This is a genomic window from Caproicibacterium amylolyticum (assembly GCF_014467055.1).
GTDB classification, from domain to species: Bacteria; Bacillota; Clostridia; order Oscillospirales; family Acutalibacteraceae; genus Caproicibacterium; species Caproicibacterium amylolyticum.
The window spans coordinates 529,538-548,167 of the sequence record NZ_CP060696.1 but is presented as its reverse complement, the minus strand read 5'-3'; the positions used below and the strand labels follow the sequence as shown (position 1 = coordinate 548,167).

The window sequence follows — 18,630 nt, the reverse complement described above, 5'->3', positions numbered from 1 at the left end:
CATGAAAAAGAACACAGGATTTCTAATGACACTGAGAAGAACACTGTGTGCAGTGCTGGCAGGTTCGTTGTGTGCCTGCAGCTGCGCAGGATGCACCTCAAAAACCGCGGACACAAAGCCGGCCGTGATTGATGACAACTACCGCACCTACTGTGAAGTGTTCGTCCGTTCCTATTGTGACGGCAACGGGGACGGCATCGGTGACCTAAAAGGTCTGACTCAAAAGCTGCCCTACCTTTCGGACACCGGCTTTACCGGACTTTGGCTGATGCCCATCTGCAAAAGCCCCAGCTACCACAAATATGACGTGACCGACTACTGCAGCATTGACCCGCAGTACGGCACCATGCAGGACTTTGAAGCATTTGCCGCCGCCTGCCATAAAAAGGGGATTCGCGTAATTCTGGACTTTGTAATGAACCACACCTCCAGTGAGCATCCGTGGTTTCAAAAAGCGGTTGCGTACTTGAAAACACTGCCCAAAGGCGCACAGCCGGATTTGCAGAAATGCCCCTATGTTGGATACTACAACTTTCACTTAGCGGCTAACCCGCAGGCAAACGACCGTCCTGTTGAGGGAACGGATTGGGCTTATGAGGGCGTTTTCTCCGCCAACATGCCGGACCTCAACCTTAGCAGCACCGCTGTGCGCAAGGAAATGGAAAAGGCCGCTTCCTTCTGGCTTAACAAAGGCGCTGACGGCTTCCGACTGGATGCCGCTAAAGAATATTTCAGCGGCAATACGGAAAAAAACGTTGAGGTACTGCACTGGTTCACAAATTATGTGAAAAGCTGCAGTAAAAATGCCTATTTGGTGGCCGAGGTTTGGGATACGCTTCCAACAATCCAGGACTACTACAAAAGCGGCATTGACAGCATCTTTAACTATCCCTACGGTAACAATGACGGCCAGATTATCCGTACGGTCAACTGCAACGGCAACGAGGACACCATCCAGAAATACGGCAAAAATCTGGTGACGGTGCAAAACCTGCTCACGCAGTCCAACCCCAAAATGATTGACGCACCGTTTTTAAGCAATCACGACGTCGGCCGCATAGCCGGGTTTGTAAACGGCGATGAGGCACGCTGCAAAATGGCCGGCGCCATGAATCTGTTGATGAGCGGCAGCGCGTTTGTTTACTACGGCGAGGAACTCGGCATGAAAGGCTCCGGCACCGACCCCAACAAACGCGCCCCTATGTACTGGAACGCCAAAGGAACCGACGGCGTTACCCAGCCGCCGCCTGACTGCACCGTGCCGCAGCACCCGTTTGGCAGCTACGAAGAGCAAAAGGACAATGCTTCCTCCGTATACCAATACTACAAACAGGCGATTGCCCTGCGCGCGAAGTACCCGGAAATCCCCCGCGGCAAAGTCACTGTGGCAAACGGTCTTTCCAAAGGCTGCGTCAGTGCCATTCAAAAAACGTGGCGGCAGTCCTCCTGCTACATTCTTTATAATTTCAGCAAAAGCAGCACCGGCGTTTCGCTGAACAGCGATGCCTACAAGAACCTTCAGCTGAGGGATTCTCTCGTGACCGGCGGCGACCAAGTCCGGCAGCAGGGAATCGAGCTGACAATGCCCGCAAGGAGCATTGCCGTTCTCAGCTGAGCTACCTTTTTTCAATATACAGCTTCCTCCCATCGTCCCGTTCCTTACCAGGAGCGGGATTTTTTTGTATTCATTTAATTATTAGTGAAAAATTTCAAAGAATGTGCTATAATTTTGTGGATTCAATACGCTTTAAATGCCAACAGTAAAGCCAAGGAGGTCTGTACAGTGCGGGTGCTTGTTGTGGATGATGAAAAAGTTGGACGGAACGGAATTTGCTTTCTGCTGCGGGAACTGGATGAAAATTTTGAAATCTACGAAGCAGAAAACGGCAAAAATGCGGTTGCCCTTTTGCAGCAGATTTCCTTTGATATTCTGCTCACCGACATCAAGATGCCCTTTATGAACGGTCTGGAACTGTCAAAAGAATCCAAAAGGCTGCAAAAAGAACTGCAAATCATCATTTTCAGCGGATACAACGATTTTGCCTTTGCAAAGCAGGCCATTCAATACGGCGTTTCGGATTATGTACTGAAGCCGGTTGATCCGGAAGAATTTCGGGAAGCGATGGAACGGGTAACCGCAAATGTGACAGAACGAAAAAAACTGCTGGAAGTAAAAAAACAGCTTTACAAAATTGAAAGCAACTATTACCTGCAGCAGTACCTGCGCCAGGGCACGGCGGCCGATTTGCAGAAAGCCGGAGAATTCGCAGATATTTCACTGTGGCAAAACTGCAGCTGCCTGTTTGTGGCAGAAAGCAGCGCACCGATTTTTGCAGAAGACCAACAGTGGTTTCGTGAGACGGATTTTCAGCAAAGCCTGCACTGCTTGGTTTATTCATTGGTTTTGCAGGACACACGGGCTGCTTTTCTGCTGGGGCAGCCGTTTCCCTGCAGCCGCCGGATGCTCGCACAGACTGCACAGCAGTACCTGGAAAAGCGCAGCGGTCAGCCAGTTTTATTAGCCTTCAGCGGACAGCTTTCCGGCCCAGAGGAACTGACAAAAACATTTCGCGGACTGGTGCGGCTGCTAGGCAGCAATGCTGATTCGGACAGTCATCTGCTGCAGCTGGAAGCAGCAGCAAAACCTGTTCATCCGGACAAAGCACTGCTGACCCAGATGTTTGAACAGCTGCAGGAAAGTGCACGCCGCGGCGACGTTGCACTGCTGTGGAAAAGTTTTTACGATATGCGCAGCAGCTTTTTAGAAACCGTAGACATGCCCGTCAATGCGGCCGATAAATTCTCAGCTTCCACCACCCTGCACCTTCTCTGGAATACTTCTGCTACTGATTCTGACAGCCGCAGCGCTGTACTGGAGGAACTTTACCGCGCCAAAACGCTGCCGCAGGTTTGTGCGCTGCTGCACCAGAGCATCTGCGCCTATGAGAGGAATAGCAGAATTGGCCAGGACAGCGCCCGTGCAGATGTCAACATGGTGAAAGCTTACATTTCACAGCACTATGATGAAGATTTAAGTGTTGAAGCACTTGCAGAAAAAGTCTATCTCTCGCCGGGCTACCTCAGCGTTATCTTTAAAAAGGAAACCGGACAAAACCTAAATTCCTACATACGTGCCTATCGGCTGGCACAGGCAAAGTGCCTTTTGGAAACCACCAATATGAAAATTGTGCAGGTCTGTCAGAAAACCGGATTTACAAACGTTTCTTATTTCTGCAAACGTTTCCGGGAACATTTCGGAACCAGTCCGCACCGCTTCAGGATGGCAGAAAATGAAAACGAATAAGCTGCTCCAAAAATGCCGGGATACGAAATACCGGACGAAACTGAACATTGCACTGATGCTGGCAGGCATCATTCCCATTTTCATTCTTGGTGTCACACTTTTTACTGAATTTCAAAAAATTGTTGGTGACGAAGAGTCAACCAACATGAAAACTTCTCTGCTGCAGGCCACCACCTCTGTTGAAAATCAAGTTGCACGGGACGACCTGATGGCCCGTTACATTGTCTTTAACGATGGGTTAAACAGTGCGCTGGCACTGGACGGCAGTGAACGTTATGAAAAGTATAAAATGTATACGCAAACGGTGAAGCCGCTGCTAACCACCATCCGCTACTTTGCCACGGATATGAAAGGTATTACCGTATACTCCAGCGGTGTCACAACCGATTATGGCAGCATTTTAAGGCCGCTGCGCGCTTTCAAAGAACAAAAATGGTTTGGGCTGGTGCAGGATGCGCCGGGCTTTCAGTGGATTTTGGACAGCACACAGAAGGACACCATGCTCTCTGTCTGCAAAGTTTCAAATTATCAGGGACAGAACAACAGCTACCTTACAATTCAATATGACATGCATTCCTTTTTGCAGCCATTGGTACAAATGAAGCAAAAAAATGCGGATGTTGCAGTCTTTCAGGACAATCACATTTTGTACGTTTCCGGCACTGCAGATAAAGGCTTCACCACCAGCCAAGAGGAATTTTGCAACTCCATCCGTACCAGCCGCATCTGCTTACAGCACCATATAGACGGGCTAAACTGGGACGTTTACCTTTACACGACCAACAGCAGTCTTTCCGCGGCCGCCCAGCTGACGGCCGCGCGCACATTGGCTATGCTCGGTGTCAGCCTGCTGGTTCTGTTGATTTTCGGGCGGCTGCTTTCCCACACAATGACCCGCCGCATTGAAGCGCTGACGCAGAATATGGTTTCTGTTTCCACCGGGAACATGAAGGTCACTGTGACCAGTCGGGAAAATGACGAAATCGGCATCATGATTCAAAATTTCCGCAGAATGATTGCTAAAATCGATCAGCTCATTCATCAAGTCTACGAAAGCCAGCTGGCGCAAAAAGAGGCAGAGCTGAAAGCACTGCAGTCACAGATAAACCCGCATTTTCTGTACAACACCCTGTCTATGATTAACTGGAAAGCACTTGCCGCCGGGGAAAAGGACATCAGCCGCATTACCCTTGCCCTTTCAAAGTTTTACCGGACGACGCTGAACAAAGGCAAAAGCCTGCTGACAGCTGCTGATGAGTTAAAAAATATCCGTTCTTACTTAGAAATTCAACTGATGATGCACGACAACAATTTCACCGTCAGTTGGGACATTGATGAAGCAGTTTATCCGTATACAATGCCCAAACTGATTTTACAGCCCATTGTTGAAAATGCACTGGAACACGGGCTGGACGTAAAGGAAACCGGTGAACGCAGCCTTGCTATTTCTGCACAGCAAACGAAAAGTGACATTGTTTTTACTGTACGGGACAATGGTGTCGGCATGACGCAGGAAAAAGCAGACAGCATCATTAACTGTGAAACCACCGGTTACGGTATGAAAAACGTAAATGACCGCATTGTCATGCTTTACGGCAGCACGCATGCGCTGAAAATTTCCAGTTCACCCGGCTGCGGCACTGTGGTATCCGTTAACATTCCCAAAAACGGAAAGGAGGAGCTTTCAACATGATGAAACCCACCTATCGCCTTGCGGCCTGCCTGCTGACTGTTTCTCTGCTCTCCGGTATTTTAGCCGGATGTGGAAGCGGCGGCACAGCCTCCAACTCCGTGTCTTCTTCCGCACCGCCTGCCCTGAAAAAGAGCAGCTGGGAAACCGCAAAATCGGCTCCCTTTTCCCCTTATCCGCAAACAGTTACTTATACCCTTGGCAAAATGTGCAGCGGCAACAATTCCAATATGCCTGCCGGTAGCACCTATGAAAACAATGCCTATACCCGTTACCTGAAAAAGAAGCTAAACATTCAAAACAAAGATACTTTTGAAGTAACGGACAGCGACAATTATGAAGCCGAAGTGGAGCTTTCCGTTGCCAATCAGGACCTGCCGGATGTCATGCTGGTAAACAGCCGCAAGTTTTTAATCACCATGATACAAAACGACCTTGTCGCCAACCTGACGGATGCCTTTAAGCATTGCGCCAGCCCCCGGCTGCGTGAAATTTACAACAGTTACGACGGTCTGATCGATTCCGTAACCTTCAACGGAAAAATCATGGCACTGCCGGAAACAGATGTGTACAGCGGTCCCAATTTTCTGTGGCTGCGCAAGGACTGGATGGACAAGCTGGGGCTTTCCGCACCCAAAACACTTGCGGATGCCAAGAAAATCATTCAGGCGTTTGTAGAGAAAGACCCAGGGAAAAATGGTTTGGACAACAACGTGGGACTGGTGTGTGACTCAGACTTAGTTGGCAACCCCTCCACTTGTTATTCACTTGACCCGCTGTTTGCACAGTTTGACTCTTACCCCAAAAAGTGGATTCAGGATAAAAGTGGGGGAAAAGTATACGGCTCTGTAACGCAGAACACGCGCAAGGCACTTGCCCTGCTGCATGAATGGTACCGCGACGGAATCATCGACCCGGATTTTATGCTGCGTACCAATGATAATGCCGCCGCACTGGTAGCCGCGGGAAAAACCGGCGCACTGTTCGGCTGGTGGTGGGCACCGAACAATCCGTTGATTCAAAGCATGCAGAAAAATCCTTCCGCCCAATGGGTGCCTTACCTGCTGCCTACCGGTTCAGACGGTACGGTTCGCGTCTGTCTGCCGGCAGCATCCCCCAAATATATCGTAGTCCGCAAAAATTACAATCATCCGGAAATCGTCATGAAAATTATGAGTACACTGTATGACTACGCACGATATCAGGACCCTGCGGTTTCAGAGCTGCAAACCTATTTTTCCGAAAATGTTGACCCAACTGCAACACCGCTGGTGCTAAACTGTGACTACAGCGACGCTGTCACACGGACTACCAACCATATTCTTTCTGTGCTGAATGGTTCCTCCCCGCAAACCAGTCTGAATATGGTGGAGCGTGCGTACTATAAAAGCTGCAATACCTACCTTTCGCAAAAGGTCAAGCAGCCAACCTCCTGGGCAGCTTTCACCTCCCGCATTACAGCGGTTAAGCTGCTGCTAAACAACAAAGTCACTTACGTAAATAAGCAAACCTCCGCCACCAACACAGCAATTCCCTCCGAGCTCGCTGAACTTGAAAAAGAAGCCTTTTTAAATATAATTATTGGCAATCAGCCGATTACATACTTTGATACCTTTGTACAGCGCTGGTATGACATGGGCGGCGAAAAACTAACACAACAAGAAAATCAGCAGTGATGATGAAAAGGCAGGTAAAAAAGCGCCCTAGCCATGATTCAGTATAAAATACTGTTATGGTCAGGGTGTAATTTGCCTGGTCACAAAGAGCATCTTTTTTCATGATTTTTTTCTGCCGGCAATCAGCAAAACGATTGTAACGGCCAAAATGATGCCAAACAGCAGAATCATCAATTCTGTATTTCTATGGTAAGTTTCAGCTGCTCTTGCAATAACATTTTGTACTGCGGCAGCGGTAATTAAAAATTTCATTTTTTGCCCCTCCCTACAGCAGTTCTCCGTGCTTTTTAATGTAAATCCGTTTGACAGCCGTCGCCAGCATCATATACAAAAACACAGTAGCAGCAAGCCAGACAAAGCAGACTGGTGGGAATGGATACAGGCCAATGTTCGCGCCAACTCCGGTAAATGGAATCACCGTAAGCACAGCCATACCGGCAAAGGTCAGCACAGTCAGCTGGAACGATGCTCTGCTCTGCACAAACGGCACTTTTTCGGTGCGAATCATATGGATTACCATTGCCTGCGTCCACATGGACTCTACAAACCAGATTGCCTGTGCCATCATCATGTAGATATTGCGAACTGTTTCCTCCGCCGCCGGAATCTGATTAAATGTCCTGCCGTTTGCACCGGGTACAAACATCGGACAGATGACGAAATAAGAAAGCAAATATGTTGTAATGTCGAAGACAGAGCTTACAGGCCCCATCCACAGCATAAATCGACCAACACTGGAAGCATCCCATTTGCGCGGCTTCAATAAAAATTCCCGGTCCACATTATCCCATGGAATTGCTGTGCAGGAAATATCATAAATTAAGTTGAGCAGCAGCAGGTGAATGCCTGCCATCGGTTCATAAGGAATGAACGCACTTGCCGCCAGCACCGAAAATACATTGCCAAAGTTGGAACTTGCCGTAATTTTAATGTATTTTATCATGTTGGCATAAGTTTTTCTGCCCTCTACAATGCCCTGCTCCAGCACTGTCAAATCCTTTTGCAGCAGAATCACATCTGCTGATTCCTTGGCAATATCTACCGCTGTGTCTACCGAAATGCCAACATCAGCACTTTTCAGAGCGGCGGCGTCATTAATCCCGTCCCCCATAAAGCCGACCGTGTGGCCGTTTTGCTGCAAAACAGTAACCACTTGCGCTTTCTGCGATGGGGAGAGCTTGGCAAACACCATTGTTTTTTCAACGGTCTTTTTCAGCTGGTTTTCATTCATTTTCTCAATATCTGCACCGGTCAGAATATTGTGCACCTTTAGTCCAACCATTTTGCAGATGCAGCGGGTCACACGCTCATTGTCACCCGTCAGGATTTTTACTTTTACACCGTATTCATTCAGCGCCTGGATTGCAGCCTTTGTGGACTCCTTCGGCGGGTCCAAGAATGCCAGGTAGCCAATCATGACCATATTGCTTTCATCCGCCACAGAAAAGGCGTCCGCTGCCGCGGGATTGGTTTTTTGCGCTACCGCAATGACCCGCATGCCGTCATCGTTCAGCTTATCCACTGTGGCAAGCGCCATTTCTTTCATTTCATCCGTCAGCGCTGTTACCTTGCCGTCATACTCCACATAGGAGCATACCGAAAGCATTTCCTCCACGGCACCTTTGGTAATCATCTGCCGCTTGCCTGTGCCGTCGGAAACGACCACGCTCATGCGTCTGCGGGCAAAGTCAAAGGGAATTTCGTCTACCTTTGTGTACTTTTCCGCAATCTCCTGCAGCTCGCTGCCCTCCTCACCGCTTTCCTTCATTCGCTCAATTACCGCGATATCCATCAGGTTCTTTAAACCGGTTTGGAAGTAGCTGTTTAAAAAAGCGTGCTTTAAAACGCGCATGTCCTCGGCGCCGGTAATGTTCATGTGATACTCCAGCACAACTTTATCCTGCGTCAGCGTACCGGTTTTATCGGTGCAGAGAACATCCATGGCACCAAAATTCTGAATCGAATTGAGATTTTTAACAATCGTTTTCTTTTTGGACATCGCAACGGCCCCTTTTGCAAGGCAGGTCGTTACAATCATCGGCAGCATTTCCGGCGTCAGTCCTACCGCAATCGACACGGCAAAAGTAAACGCATTGAGCCAGTCACCTTTTGTAATGCCGTTTATGAAAAATACGATTGGAACCATAATCATCATAAAACGAATGAGCACCCAAGAGACTGCATTGACACCTTTTTCAAAGCTGCTGGCGGGCGGTACACTCTGAATCTCTTTGGCCATAGAACCCAGCAGGGTATCCTCCCCAACTGCGGCAGTAATTGCTTCCGCAGAGCCACTGATGACGTTGCTGCCCATAAATGCCAAGCAGCTGTAGTCTGTTAAGGACATCATCTCGCCGCTCTGCTGCGCATTCTTTTCCACCGGCTCGCTCTCTCCGGTTAGGGAGGACTGACTGACAAATAAATCTTTTGCGCTTAACACCCGCACATCTGCCGGAACCATATCCCCCGCGGAAAGATGCACGATGTCGCCAACAACCAAATCGTCCAAATCAATTTCCTGCAGCGTACCCTCCCTGCGCACGGTGCAGGTTGTGCGAATCAGCTTCAGCAGGCTTTCCGCAGCGTTTCCGGAGCGGGTCTCCTGCACAAAGCGCAGAACACCGCTGATGCATACCATTGTTGTAATAATAATAAAGGTCACGGGGTCTTTGTCGCCCGGCTCTGCCAGAATAATATCCTGAAAGAAAGATATGACCGCCAAAAAAATTAAAATGCAGGAAAACGGATTGATAAACGCTTTCATCAGCCTTTTCGGCAGCGAATCCCTTTTCTGTCTTTCGATTTTGTTACTTCCGTAAAGCTCCTGATTCTTTTCCACTTGTTCTTCTGAAAGGCCGTCAATCCCAACATCCATCCGGCCAAGAATCAAGCCCTTATCCTGCATGGCTGCTGCCATCAGTCTTTTGCGGACATTCTCCCTGCGGAGTTCCAGCTGCCTGGTCTTTTTGGTTGGCAGCTGCTTGCTGCGAAAAGTCATTATCCATTCCCTCCTGTCTGTGCACACTGCGGTCTGCACTTGTTTTAGCATAACAAAAACAATCGGGTGAGACCATGACCAAAATCTTGCGATTTTCTTGCTTTCACTCAAAAAACGACTTTCGCCTTGAAACATACGCCAAATTATGCGAAAATGCTAATAGTACAAGTACAAGAAGTGCAAGAAAAATTTGGAACAGGAGAAAATTTCGTGGCAAAGGATTCTTTACTTCATGAACGGCTTGAAACCTACTCCCACAAAAGTATTTCGCAGCTTTTAGAGGACTTTTCCCTGTCCATCGGCGGTCTCTCCACTGCGGCGGCACAAGCTATGCGGGAAAAATATGGAAACAATGAAATACAGAAAAGAAAAGATTCACTGCCGCAGTGCCTGCGGCGTGCTTTTTTGAATCCACTGACTGTCATTTTACTGACAGTCGGCTTTGTTTCCTTTTTCGCAGATACCATGCTTTCGCAAAAAGCCGCGCCAAACTCACTAACCACTGCACCTATCATTCTGCTGATGTTTCTAATCAGCGGATGCCTACGCTTTTCACAGGAACTGCGCTCCCGAAAAGCCACCGACAAACTGACACAGATGATTCATGCAAACGTTTCTGTTTTTCGGGATGGTCAGCTGGCCGAACTGCCAATGAGTGAATTGGTCATTGGCGACCGAATTCGTCTTTGTGCCGGTGACTCTATCCCCGCCGACGTACGGTTCATCAGTGCTACAGATCTATTTGTTTCACAGGCTGCCATTACCGGCGAAAGTGCAATTTTAGAAAAAGATGCCTCCACCCTGCCGGAACACACAGGGGCTTCTCTGGCTGTACTGCGCAACCTTGGCTTTACCGGAAGCACGATTATCAGCGGCAGCGGAGAGGGCATTGTGCTGGCAGTGGGGCAGGACACGCTCTACGGCAGTTTTCATGCCTGTCAAAGCAGCAAAAAGAATCTTTTTACGCTTACCTCCTCCTCCATTGCCAAAGTGCTGCTCAAATTTATGCTTCTGCTGGTTCCAATGATTTTTCTTCTTTTGGGAATCATGCATGGCAGCTGGGTCACCTCCTTTCTGTTTGCGCTCAGTGTTGCTGTTGGACTTACGCCGGAAATGCTGCCAATGGTGATAACCGCCTGCCTGACCAAAGGCGCCATCGCCATGTCAAAAAAAGAAACACTGATAAAAGATATGAACTCCATGCAGGTATTCGGCAGTATGGACGTGCTCTGTATGGATAAGACAGGCACTTTGACGAATGATAAAATCCTTTTGGAATATTACATGGACGCTCTGGGCAATGAGGATAGCACAGTGCTTGACATGGCCTTCATAAACAGCAGCTTTCATTCCGGTGCACAGAATAATATTGACAGCGCCGTGCTGAAGTGCCGCCGGATGCCGCACCACGAACAGCATTTTTCCTCTTTGCTGGGCAACTGGAAAAAGGCAGATGAGTTGCCCTTTGACTACAGCCGAAAATGTGTAAGTGTGCTGGCGCACAGTACCGACGGCAGTTGCCTGATGATTACCAAGGGCAGTGTGGATGCGGTCAGCGAGCGCTGCAGCTTTGTTCGTGTCAATGGCAAAACAGTACCTATGGGCAAAGACCGTACCGACAGTATCCGTGCCATAACAGAAGAAATTCTGGAAGACGGCATTAAGGTGATTGCCGTTGCGATAAAAGAAATTGCGCCGCAGCGAACTACTGTAACCGCCGCAGATGAAAACAGCATGACGCTTTTGGGGTACCTCGCTTTTTTTGATGCACCAAAAGCATCTGCTAAAATTGCACTGGAAAAGCTGCATCGTTTGTCAGTACAGACCAAGATTTTGTCCGGTGACAGCGCAGAGGTAACCGCCTCTGTCTGCGAGCGGCTTAACATTCCTGCCAGCCGCATTGTTACCGGCCGCCAAATCGCCGAAATGACGGACAGCCAACTACGTGAGGCTGCGGAAAACTGCAGCCTCTTTGCCGAGCTGACACCACAGCAAAAGGTGAAAATTCTCTATGCTCTGCGGGCACAGGGCCACACCGTTGGTTTCCTCGGCGACGGCATCAATGACATCCCGGCGCTTGCGGAAGCAGACGTCGGCATTTCCGTAGAAAATGCGGTGGATGCCGCCAAAGAAGTTTCTGATGTGGTACTTCTGAAAAAGGACTTAAATGTCCTGGAAAAAGGCATTTTAGAGGGCAGAAAAACCTTTCTCAATATTTCAAAATATGTGCACATTTCCGCAAGCTCTAATTTGGGAAACATCATTGCCATCGTGTGTGCCAGTTTGTTTCTGCCGTTTTTGCCCATGACTTCTCTGCAGCTGATTTTGCTGAATCTCCTGTACGACATGATCTGCATGGTGCTGCCATGGGACAACGTGGACAGCAGCCTTTTCAAACAGCCGGCGGAGTTTTCCGGCAAACACCTTTCTCGCTTTATGCTTTGTTTTGGGCCAGTCAGTTCTGTGTTTGATATTCTGACTTTTCTGTTTCTTTACTTTTTTGTCTGCCCCACCGCATGCGGCGGCCATTTATTCTACGAGATCACTAACCCGGCTCTGCGGGCACAGTTTGCCACACTGTTTCAAAGCGGGTGGTTTTTGGAATCCATCTGGTCGCAGATTTTGATTCTATATATGCTGCGCACAAAGGACATCCCCTTTGTGCAGAGCCGTCCCTCTGTGCCGGTACTGCTGACCACATTGGCCGGCATACTCAGCCTGACGGTATTTTCCTGCCTTCCCGCCGCCGCGGGTATCGGCCTGACTGCTGTTCCACCTTACTTTTATCTCTACATCATTGTTGTGTGCGTCTGCTATATGCTGGTTGCGTCCGTTGTGAAAGCACTGTATTTAAAGAAGCACAGCAGGTTGTTTTAGGTTAATAATTTTTAAGTATTGTCCCAGAGGAGGTATTTTCTTGAAACAAAACGCAAGCATTATTATCGCAGATGCCTCCTCCTTACAATGGCTTCTGAAACAAAGCAGTCAAGTTCCCGAAAATGCGGCAGGCATGAAAGAACTGCAAGAAGGCCTTTCAGAACTGCTGCAGGGTAAAATCGGCAGCCTGATTATTTGCAAAGAAAAAGATGAAATCCCCGCCGCAGTGGTACAGATGCCGCCTCTGAAATTCGGAAGCTTGGAAATCTTTCCAAAAAGCCGTACCGTGCAGCTAAACAGTACCCCTGTCCTGCTGACACCGAAGGAATTTGATATTCTGTACTTTCTCGCGCAGAATCGGGGAACCGTTTTTACAAAAGAGCAGATATTTAACGCCGTCTGGGAAGAAGACTACTTGCTTTCCGACAGCAACATTATGGCTTTTATCCGGAAGCTGCGCAAAAAGATTGAACCAAATCCGGACAAGCCAACCTATATTTTGACAATCTGGGGTGTTGGCTACAAATTCAATGACAACTTAAAAAATACAGATTCATAAGGTTAATTTATTTTAAATAATGAAAGAAAAATACTCCTGAAGCAAACTGTGTGTTCTTTTCCACATTGTTCGCTTCGGGAGTATTTTATTGTCTGTGACATTCAGGCAAAGTTTCAGCTTTCTTTTTCGGCTGACTTCTTCTGAAATTCCTGCTTAACCTGCTTCATTAACGCTTCCTCTGCAATGACCCGATGAATGGCAAGTGCGAAGGCCTGCGCTGTTTGCAGCAGTTTGTAATGTGCTTCTTCGGAATTTACGTACTGCAAAAATTCTTCTTCGTGTGGGCCAGCTTTCCCGTTTCCAACGCCAATGTGCCCATAAAAGACAGGTACACAGGAACTAACGCTTCCAATATCTGTAGAACCGGTAAGCTCCGGTTCCTGCTCAAAGTCAGCAATTCCACATTGTTTAAGACTTTGTTCCATTACGTGGTAGAGCGTCCGGTTCACATTGAGATGATCGAAACTGTTCTCAAATTTGCTGATTTTTAGCTTTGCACCGGCCATTAAAGCTGCGCCGCGCGCACAATTTTTGACCTTTTCTGAAACTTCATCCAGATACGTGCGATTCTTTGCCCTTACATAAAATTTGCATGCTGCGTAACTGGGAATGATGTTTGGCGCTTCGCCGCCGGATGCAATGATTCCGTGGACCCGAACGTCCGGGCGAAGCTGCTGACGCAGCGCGTTGACACCTGAAAAAGTGAGATTTGCTGCGTCAAGCGCATTGATGCCGAGATAAGGAGCCGCTGCCGCATGACTGGCTTTCCCAAAGAACTCGAATTTCCAGGAATCGATTGCAAGTGCAGATACATGCAGATTGGTGTGTTTTCCTAAGTGCATCTGAAAAACAGCATCCACATTTTGAAAAGCACCGGCCCGAAGCAAATCGATTTTTCTGCCAATTGTTTCTTCCGCCGGTGTCCCAATCACCACCACTGTGCCTTCCATCTGCGGATACGCTTTAGAAAGCAGCAGTGCACCGCCGACCGTAGAAGCCGCAATCCAGTTGTGCCCACAGGCATGCGCCGGCTTGTTTTCGGTACCATAGCCCGGCAAGGCATCATATTCCGCAAGCAGCGCAATTCGGCTGCCATTCGTACTGCCAAACTCCGCGCGAAACGCAGTTGCCAAGCCACAATAGGGATACTGCACTCGAAAGCCGTTTTTTTGCAGCAGGTCTGCCAAAAACGCTGAACTTTTATATTCTTTATCACCCAGTTCCGGATGGTTATAAATGTAATCACTGATTTCGATAATTTCCTGTTCCATCTGCTGTGCAGCTTCTGCAATCGCTTTGTCCATGTGCTTCACCTTCCGCTTGAATTTTCTAATAAAAATCCGCAGCTGCCGAAAAACCCTTCTGAAAATCAGGGATTTCTTCACTGCGGATGTTTTAATTTATATGCAGCAATTCATTTATCAGGCCGAAGGCTGGTGGTCAACTGCCCACTGCATCAGCTTTTCCTGGTCGGCTGTACTGATATTTTTGAGAGCCGTGTTGATTTTGCCCTGCAATTCCGTATTGTTCAAGGAAAGTGCGGCGCAAACGTGTGTCTGCTCTGCGTCCACCTTAAAACCGCTGCCCTCAGCAAATTCAATCATTTTGAGATTTGAATATGCCTTAACCGCAGCCATTCCGGTCGGCTTATCACAGGAAAGCATCTCACACTTGCCGGAGGTCAGCGCAACCAGCATGGTCGGCACATCCGTTAAAGCCGGCTGTATGCTTCCGCCGGGAATCTGCGAAAGCAGATCGTACCAAGCTGTGCTCTGCTGGGAAGTGCAGACAGCTCCTTTGAGGTCGTTAAGGCTCTTGGCATTGGCAAACTTGCCGTCTTTTTTCACCAATGCAACAAAGCTGGATGTGTAGTACGGGTCGCTGAACAGCAGCGTCTTCTTGCGTTCCGCAGTTACAGTCATACCGCAGATGCCTGCGTCCACCTTGCCGGAAGTAATCGCGGTCGGAATGGAGGTCCACTCGGTTTTATAAACCTGTAACTCACAGCCCATGCTGTCCGCAATTTTCTTTGCAATCTGAATATCGTATCCGTTGCAGTATGTACCGGAATCCTGAATTGGAACCGCGTTGTTGGAATTATCCGTCTGTGTCCAGTTGTACGGTGCATAGGCACATTCCAGAGCGATTTTAAAAGTTTTCTTTTCTGCTGACTGTGCGCCAGCCGCCGTGGAGCCTGCAGTGGACTGGCTGCCGCCGGAAGAACAGCCCGCGAAGAGGACTGCAGAAGAAACTGCCGCCAGCACCCCCGCGATTACTCTTTTTGCAATTACACTATTTTTTGTTTTCATCTCTCACTACCTCTTTTGCTTATAAATTTGCAGGTATGGTATGGAAGGCTTCGTGGATTTGGCTTTGATTATATGGCATCTTCATTTCGTTGTCAAGATGAATATGAAATTTCAGTGATTAATTATTTCATTTGCATGTAACACTTTACTTTTGAAGTTTTCATAATTTTTTGAGCATTTTTGTATCGTCCAGTAAATTTATTCATATTTCTGTAAGTGCGCAGCTAGCTTATATCGCCGATTTTCCTATATTTATTAAGGAATTCCAGTTTTCATTCCATCTGAAAGCATGCAAAAATATAAATTGGTTCAGATAACAAAGTATTTGGTGCCAAAAGGTTAATTATATAAACTCGACATGCATTTTTGAATAATTTATTTATTAAACTTGCAATTTGCTTGCAATCGGACCCTTTTCGCTTCATAATATAGACTGTTGAACGCAGCAGTGCCACCGCAAAAGCAGGGGCTTCTGCTTCAGGCAAATTTCACTTGTGCGAAAAGGAGAATCACCTATGGGTAAATATTTGAGCAAACACTTTCAAGATAAAGAGGGCTACCACCTGGGAGAAGCGCCCAAGGACAGAACCTATATTAAAATTAACGCAAATGAATCGCCTTATCCGCCCTCGCCAGCCGTATTAAGTGCCCTCACAAAAGAGTTGGTGACCACACAGAATCTTTATGCGGACCCGAAAAGCACTGAACTGACAAAAACAATCGCCGCTTATTATCACGTAAAACCGGAACAAGTTTTTGCCGACAGCGGTTCAGATGTCATTTTGGCTTACTGTATGATTGCGTTTGGCAGCGGCAACGGCGGATTTTGTTTTCCCGATGTCACCTACAACTTTTACAAAACCTTTTCCATCTTTTTCGGCCTGCAGTATCGCGAAATTCCACTGAAAAAGGATTTCAGCATCTGCGCCGACGATTACTGCAGCTGCGGATGCAACGTGCTGATTGCAAACCCAAATGCACCCAGCGGGCTGAAACTTGACTTAGCAGATGTAAAACGCATAGCCGCCACAAACTCGGCGCATCTGGTGATTATTGATGAAGCCTACGTAGATTACGGCAACGAAAGCTGTGTCCCGCTCATAAACCAGTACGACAACCTGCTGATTATCCAGACAATGTCCAAATCCCGCAATCTTGCTGGTGCCCGCATTGGGTTTGCAGTTTCATCCGCACAGAATATTGCCGACCTCTTCCAGATGAAAGCCGCTTTTAATCCGGACAGCATCAACAGCATTTCGCAGGCACTCGGATGTGCCGCTGTGCGGGATGTGGATTATATGCACCAGTGCGTAAGCAAAATTATACGCACACGCGAAAAAGTACGCGCAGCCCTTTTGCAGCGGGGATTTCATGTTTTGGAATCCAACACTAACTTTTTGTTTTTCGAACCAACTGTTCTTTCTGCTGAAGCGTTGTATTCAGCACTCAAACAGGAAGGCGTGTTGGTACGCTACTACGATCAGCCGCGTATTCAAACCTATATCCGCATGTCCATTGGCACAGAAGAACAGATGCACACAGTCATTGCGAAAATTGACAAGATTCTGCTCCGCTGCTGCAAAACGCAGACCACCATCGTTTCCCCGTATCCATCCTATCAAACAAGAATTGAGGCGAATTAATTATGGCAACACCGCAAACTTTTATGGACTGGATGCTGTTCCTGTGGCAAAAATATTCAAGCTTTTTTCTGCAGGGCTGTGTCACCACGATTGTACTGGCACTGGTCGGCACGTTCTTCGGCTGCGTAATCGGCCTTTTGGTCGGCATTCTCCGCACGATTTCCAAACCTGCGCCGGACGCAAATATCGTCAAAAAGCTGCTGTATAAACTGCTTCAGTTCTTCCTGCTTGCCTACATAGAAGTTTTTCGTGGGACCCCTATGATGGTGCAGGCGATGGTCGTTTTTTACGGCTCCATGCAGCTTTTTAACATTAATATGTCCCCGCTGACCGCAGGTTTTCTGGTGGTTTCCATCAACACAGGCGCCTATATGGCAGAAACCGTGCGCGGCGGAATTGATTCCATTGACAAAGGCCAGGTGGAAGCCGCAAAAGCGATTGGCATGACCCACTGGCAGACAATGGTCAGCGTCATTATGCCGCAGACCATCCGCAATATCCTTCCGCAAATCGGCAACAACCTGATTATTAACATTAAGGATACATCCGTACTGAACGTCATCTCTGTAACCGAGCTGTACTTCAACGGCAAGTCCGCCGCAGGCGTTTACTACCGTTACTTTGAAACCTACATTATCATCAGCATTCTTTATTTCATCATGACGTTTGCCTGCGCCCGCCTGCTGCGCTGGGTTGAGCACAAAATTGACGGCTCCAGGTTCTATAAACTGGCAGACCCCATGGCAGACCCGACCGGTGTTCTGCCTGAAAAAAAGCCCGAAAAGAAAAAGGTTAGAGGAGGTATGCGCATATGGCTGCGGTAACACAAAAACCCATCTTGAAAATGGAACATATCAGCAAAAAGTTTGGTGAAAACCCTGTTTTGCAGGACATTGACTTTCAAACGTTCCCACAGGACGTTGTGTGCATCATTGGTGCTTCCGGCTCCGGAAAATCAACGCTTCTGCGCTGCATCAACCGTTTGGAAACCCCAACCTCCGGCGAAATCGAGTTTCACGACACCAGTATCTTTTCGCGGAGATTTAATTTGAATTCTTACCATGCACATGTCGGCATGGTTTTTCAGTCCTTTAATCTGTTCCACAACATGACGGTACTGGAAAACTGCATGGTCGGCACGCGCAAAGTGCTGAAAAAGGGCAAAGAAGAAGCCCATGACCTTGCCATTAAGTACCTTACCAAGGTAGGCATGGCTCCCTACATCAACGCAAAACCCGCACAGCTTTCCGGCGGTCAGCAGCAGCGTGTTGCCATTGCGCGCGCACTTGCAATGGAGCCGGAAGTGCTCCTTTTTGACGAACCAACCAGTGCACTTGACCCACAGATGGTCGGCGAAGTGCTGCAGGTTATGCGGGATTTGGCAAAAGAGGGTCTCACCATGATTATTGTGACACACGAAATGGCGTTTGCAAAAGATGTCTCCACGCGGGTCATCTTTATGGATAAAGGTGTAATCGCTGAAGAGGGAACCCCTCAGCAGATCTTTGACCAACCGCAAAATCCGCGCACAAAGGAATTCCTTTCCCGCTTTATCAATTCGTAAAGTACCCATA

Annotated in this window: 13 protein-coding genes; 9 read left to right on the top strand and 4 right to left on the bottom strand. The window is 48.0% G+C overall.

The features are described 5' to 3' along the window. Position 1: 1 nt before the first annotated feature. The 4 genes from H6X83_RS02450 (at position 2) to H6X83_RS02435 (ending at position 6,670) form a co-directional block, all read left to right on the top strand. Complete coding sequence (locus tag H6X83_RS02450) at positions 2-1,615, top strand: alpha-amylase family glycosyl hydrolase (RefSeq protein WP_212507594.1); 1,614 nt, start codon at positions 2-4, stop codon at positions 1,613-1,615. A gap of 168 nt (positions 1,616-1,783) precedes the next feature. Continuing rightward, on the top strand, positions 1,784-3,304 hold the full coding sequence (locus H6X83_RS02445) for a response regulator transcription factor (RefSeq protein WP_212507593.1): 1,521 nt from the start codon (positions 1,784-1,786) through the stop codon (positions 3,302-3,304). Next, entirely contained in the window at positions 3,291-4,997 is a 1,707-nt protein-coding gene (locus H6X83_RS02440) for a sensor histidine kinase (protein WP_212507592.1), read from the top strand. The genes H6X83_RS02445 and H6X83_RS02440 overlap by 14 nt, the downstream gene beginning before the upstream one ends. Then, on the top strand, positions 4,994-6,670 hold the full coding sequence (locus H6X83_RS02435; RefSeq protein WP_212507591.1) for a type 2 periplasmic-binding domain-containing protein: 1,677 nt from the start codon (positions 4,994-4,996) through the stop codon (positions 6,668-6,670). The genes H6X83_RS02440 and H6X83_RS02435 overlap by 4 nt, the downstream gene beginning before the upstream one ends. Positions 6,671-6,769: 99 nt before the next feature. Here H6X83_RS02435 and H6X83_RS02430 read toward each other — a convergent pair whose 3' ends face one another. Continuing rightward, the gene (locus tag H6X83_RS02430; protein WP_212507590.1) at positions 6,770-6,922 is read right to left on the bottom strand and encodes a hypothetical protein; all 153 of its coding nucleotides are present in this window, start codon (positions 6,920-6,922) and stop codon (positions 6,770-6,772) included. Positions 6,923-6,935: 13 nt separating this feature from the next. Further along, positions 6,936-9,668, bottom strand: a complete 2,733-nt coding sequence (gene mgtA, locus H6X83_RS02425; protein WP_246419458.1) for a magnesium-translocating P-type ATPase — start codon at positions 9,666-9,668, stop codon at positions 6,936-6,938. Positions 9,669-9,878: 210 nt separating this feature from the next. On the opposite strand from mgtA (H6X83_RS02425), the gene mgtA (H6X83_RS02420) reads away from it, so the two are divergent. Continuing rightward, a complete protein-coding gene (gene mgtA, locus H6X83_RS02420) occupies positions 9,879-12,545 on the top strand; it encodes a magnesium-translocating P-type ATPase (RefSeq protein WP_212507589.1) in 2,667 nt (888 codons plus the stop codon). Between the two features lie 40 nt (positions 12,546-12,585). After that, on the top strand, positions 12,586-13,104 hold the full coding sequence (locus H6X83_RS02415) for a winged helix-turn-helix domain-containing protein (protein WP_212507588.1): 519 nt from the start codon (positions 12,586-12,588) through the stop codon (positions 13,102-13,104). Positions 13,105-13,217: 113 nt separating this feature from the next. Here H6X83_RS02415 and H6X83_RS02410 read toward each other — a convergent pair whose 3' ends face one another. Next, positions 13,218-14,408 (bottom strand): M20 family metallopeptidase, encoded by a 1,191-nt coding sequence (locus H6X83_RS02410; RefSeq protein WP_212507587.1) that lies wholly within the window; start codon positions 14,406-14,408, stop codon positions 13,218-13,220. A gap of 117 nt (positions 14,409-14,525) precedes the next feature. Beyond that, on the bottom strand, positions 14,526-15,413 hold the full coding sequence (locus H6X83_RS02405) for a transporter substrate-binding domain-containing protein (RefSeq protein ID WP_212507586.1): 888 nt from the start codon (positions 15,411-15,413) through the stop codon (positions 14,526-14,528). 515 nt (positions 15,414-15,928) lie between these two features. Here H6X83_RS02405 and H6X83_RS02400 point away from each other — a divergent pair. Genes H6X83_RS02400 through H6X83_RS02390 form a run of 3 tightly spaced genes read left to right on the top strand, consistent with a single transcriptional unit; the run spans position 15,929 to position 18,620 of the window. Continuing rightward, a complete protein-coding gene (locus tag H6X83_RS02400) occupies positions 15,929-17,056 on the top strand; it encodes a pyridoxal phosphate-dependent aminotransferase (RefSeq protein WP_212507585.1) in 1,128 nt (375 codons plus the stop codon). A 2-nt stretch (positions 17,057-17,058) separates the two neighbouring features. Further along, entirely contained in the window at positions 17,059-17,880 is an 822-nt protein-coding gene (locus tag H6X83_RS02395) for an amino acid ABC transporter permease (RefSeq protein WP_212507584.1), read from the top strand. Next, a complete protein-coding gene (locus tag H6X83_RS02390) occupies positions 17,868-18,620 on the top strand; it encodes an amino acid ABC transporter ATP-binding protein (RefSeq protein WP_281391042.1) in 753 nt (250 codons plus the stop codon). Before H6X83_RS02395 ends, H6X83_RS02390 begins: the two co-directional genes overlap by 13 nt. Positions 18,621-18,630: the final 10 nt, after the last annotated feature.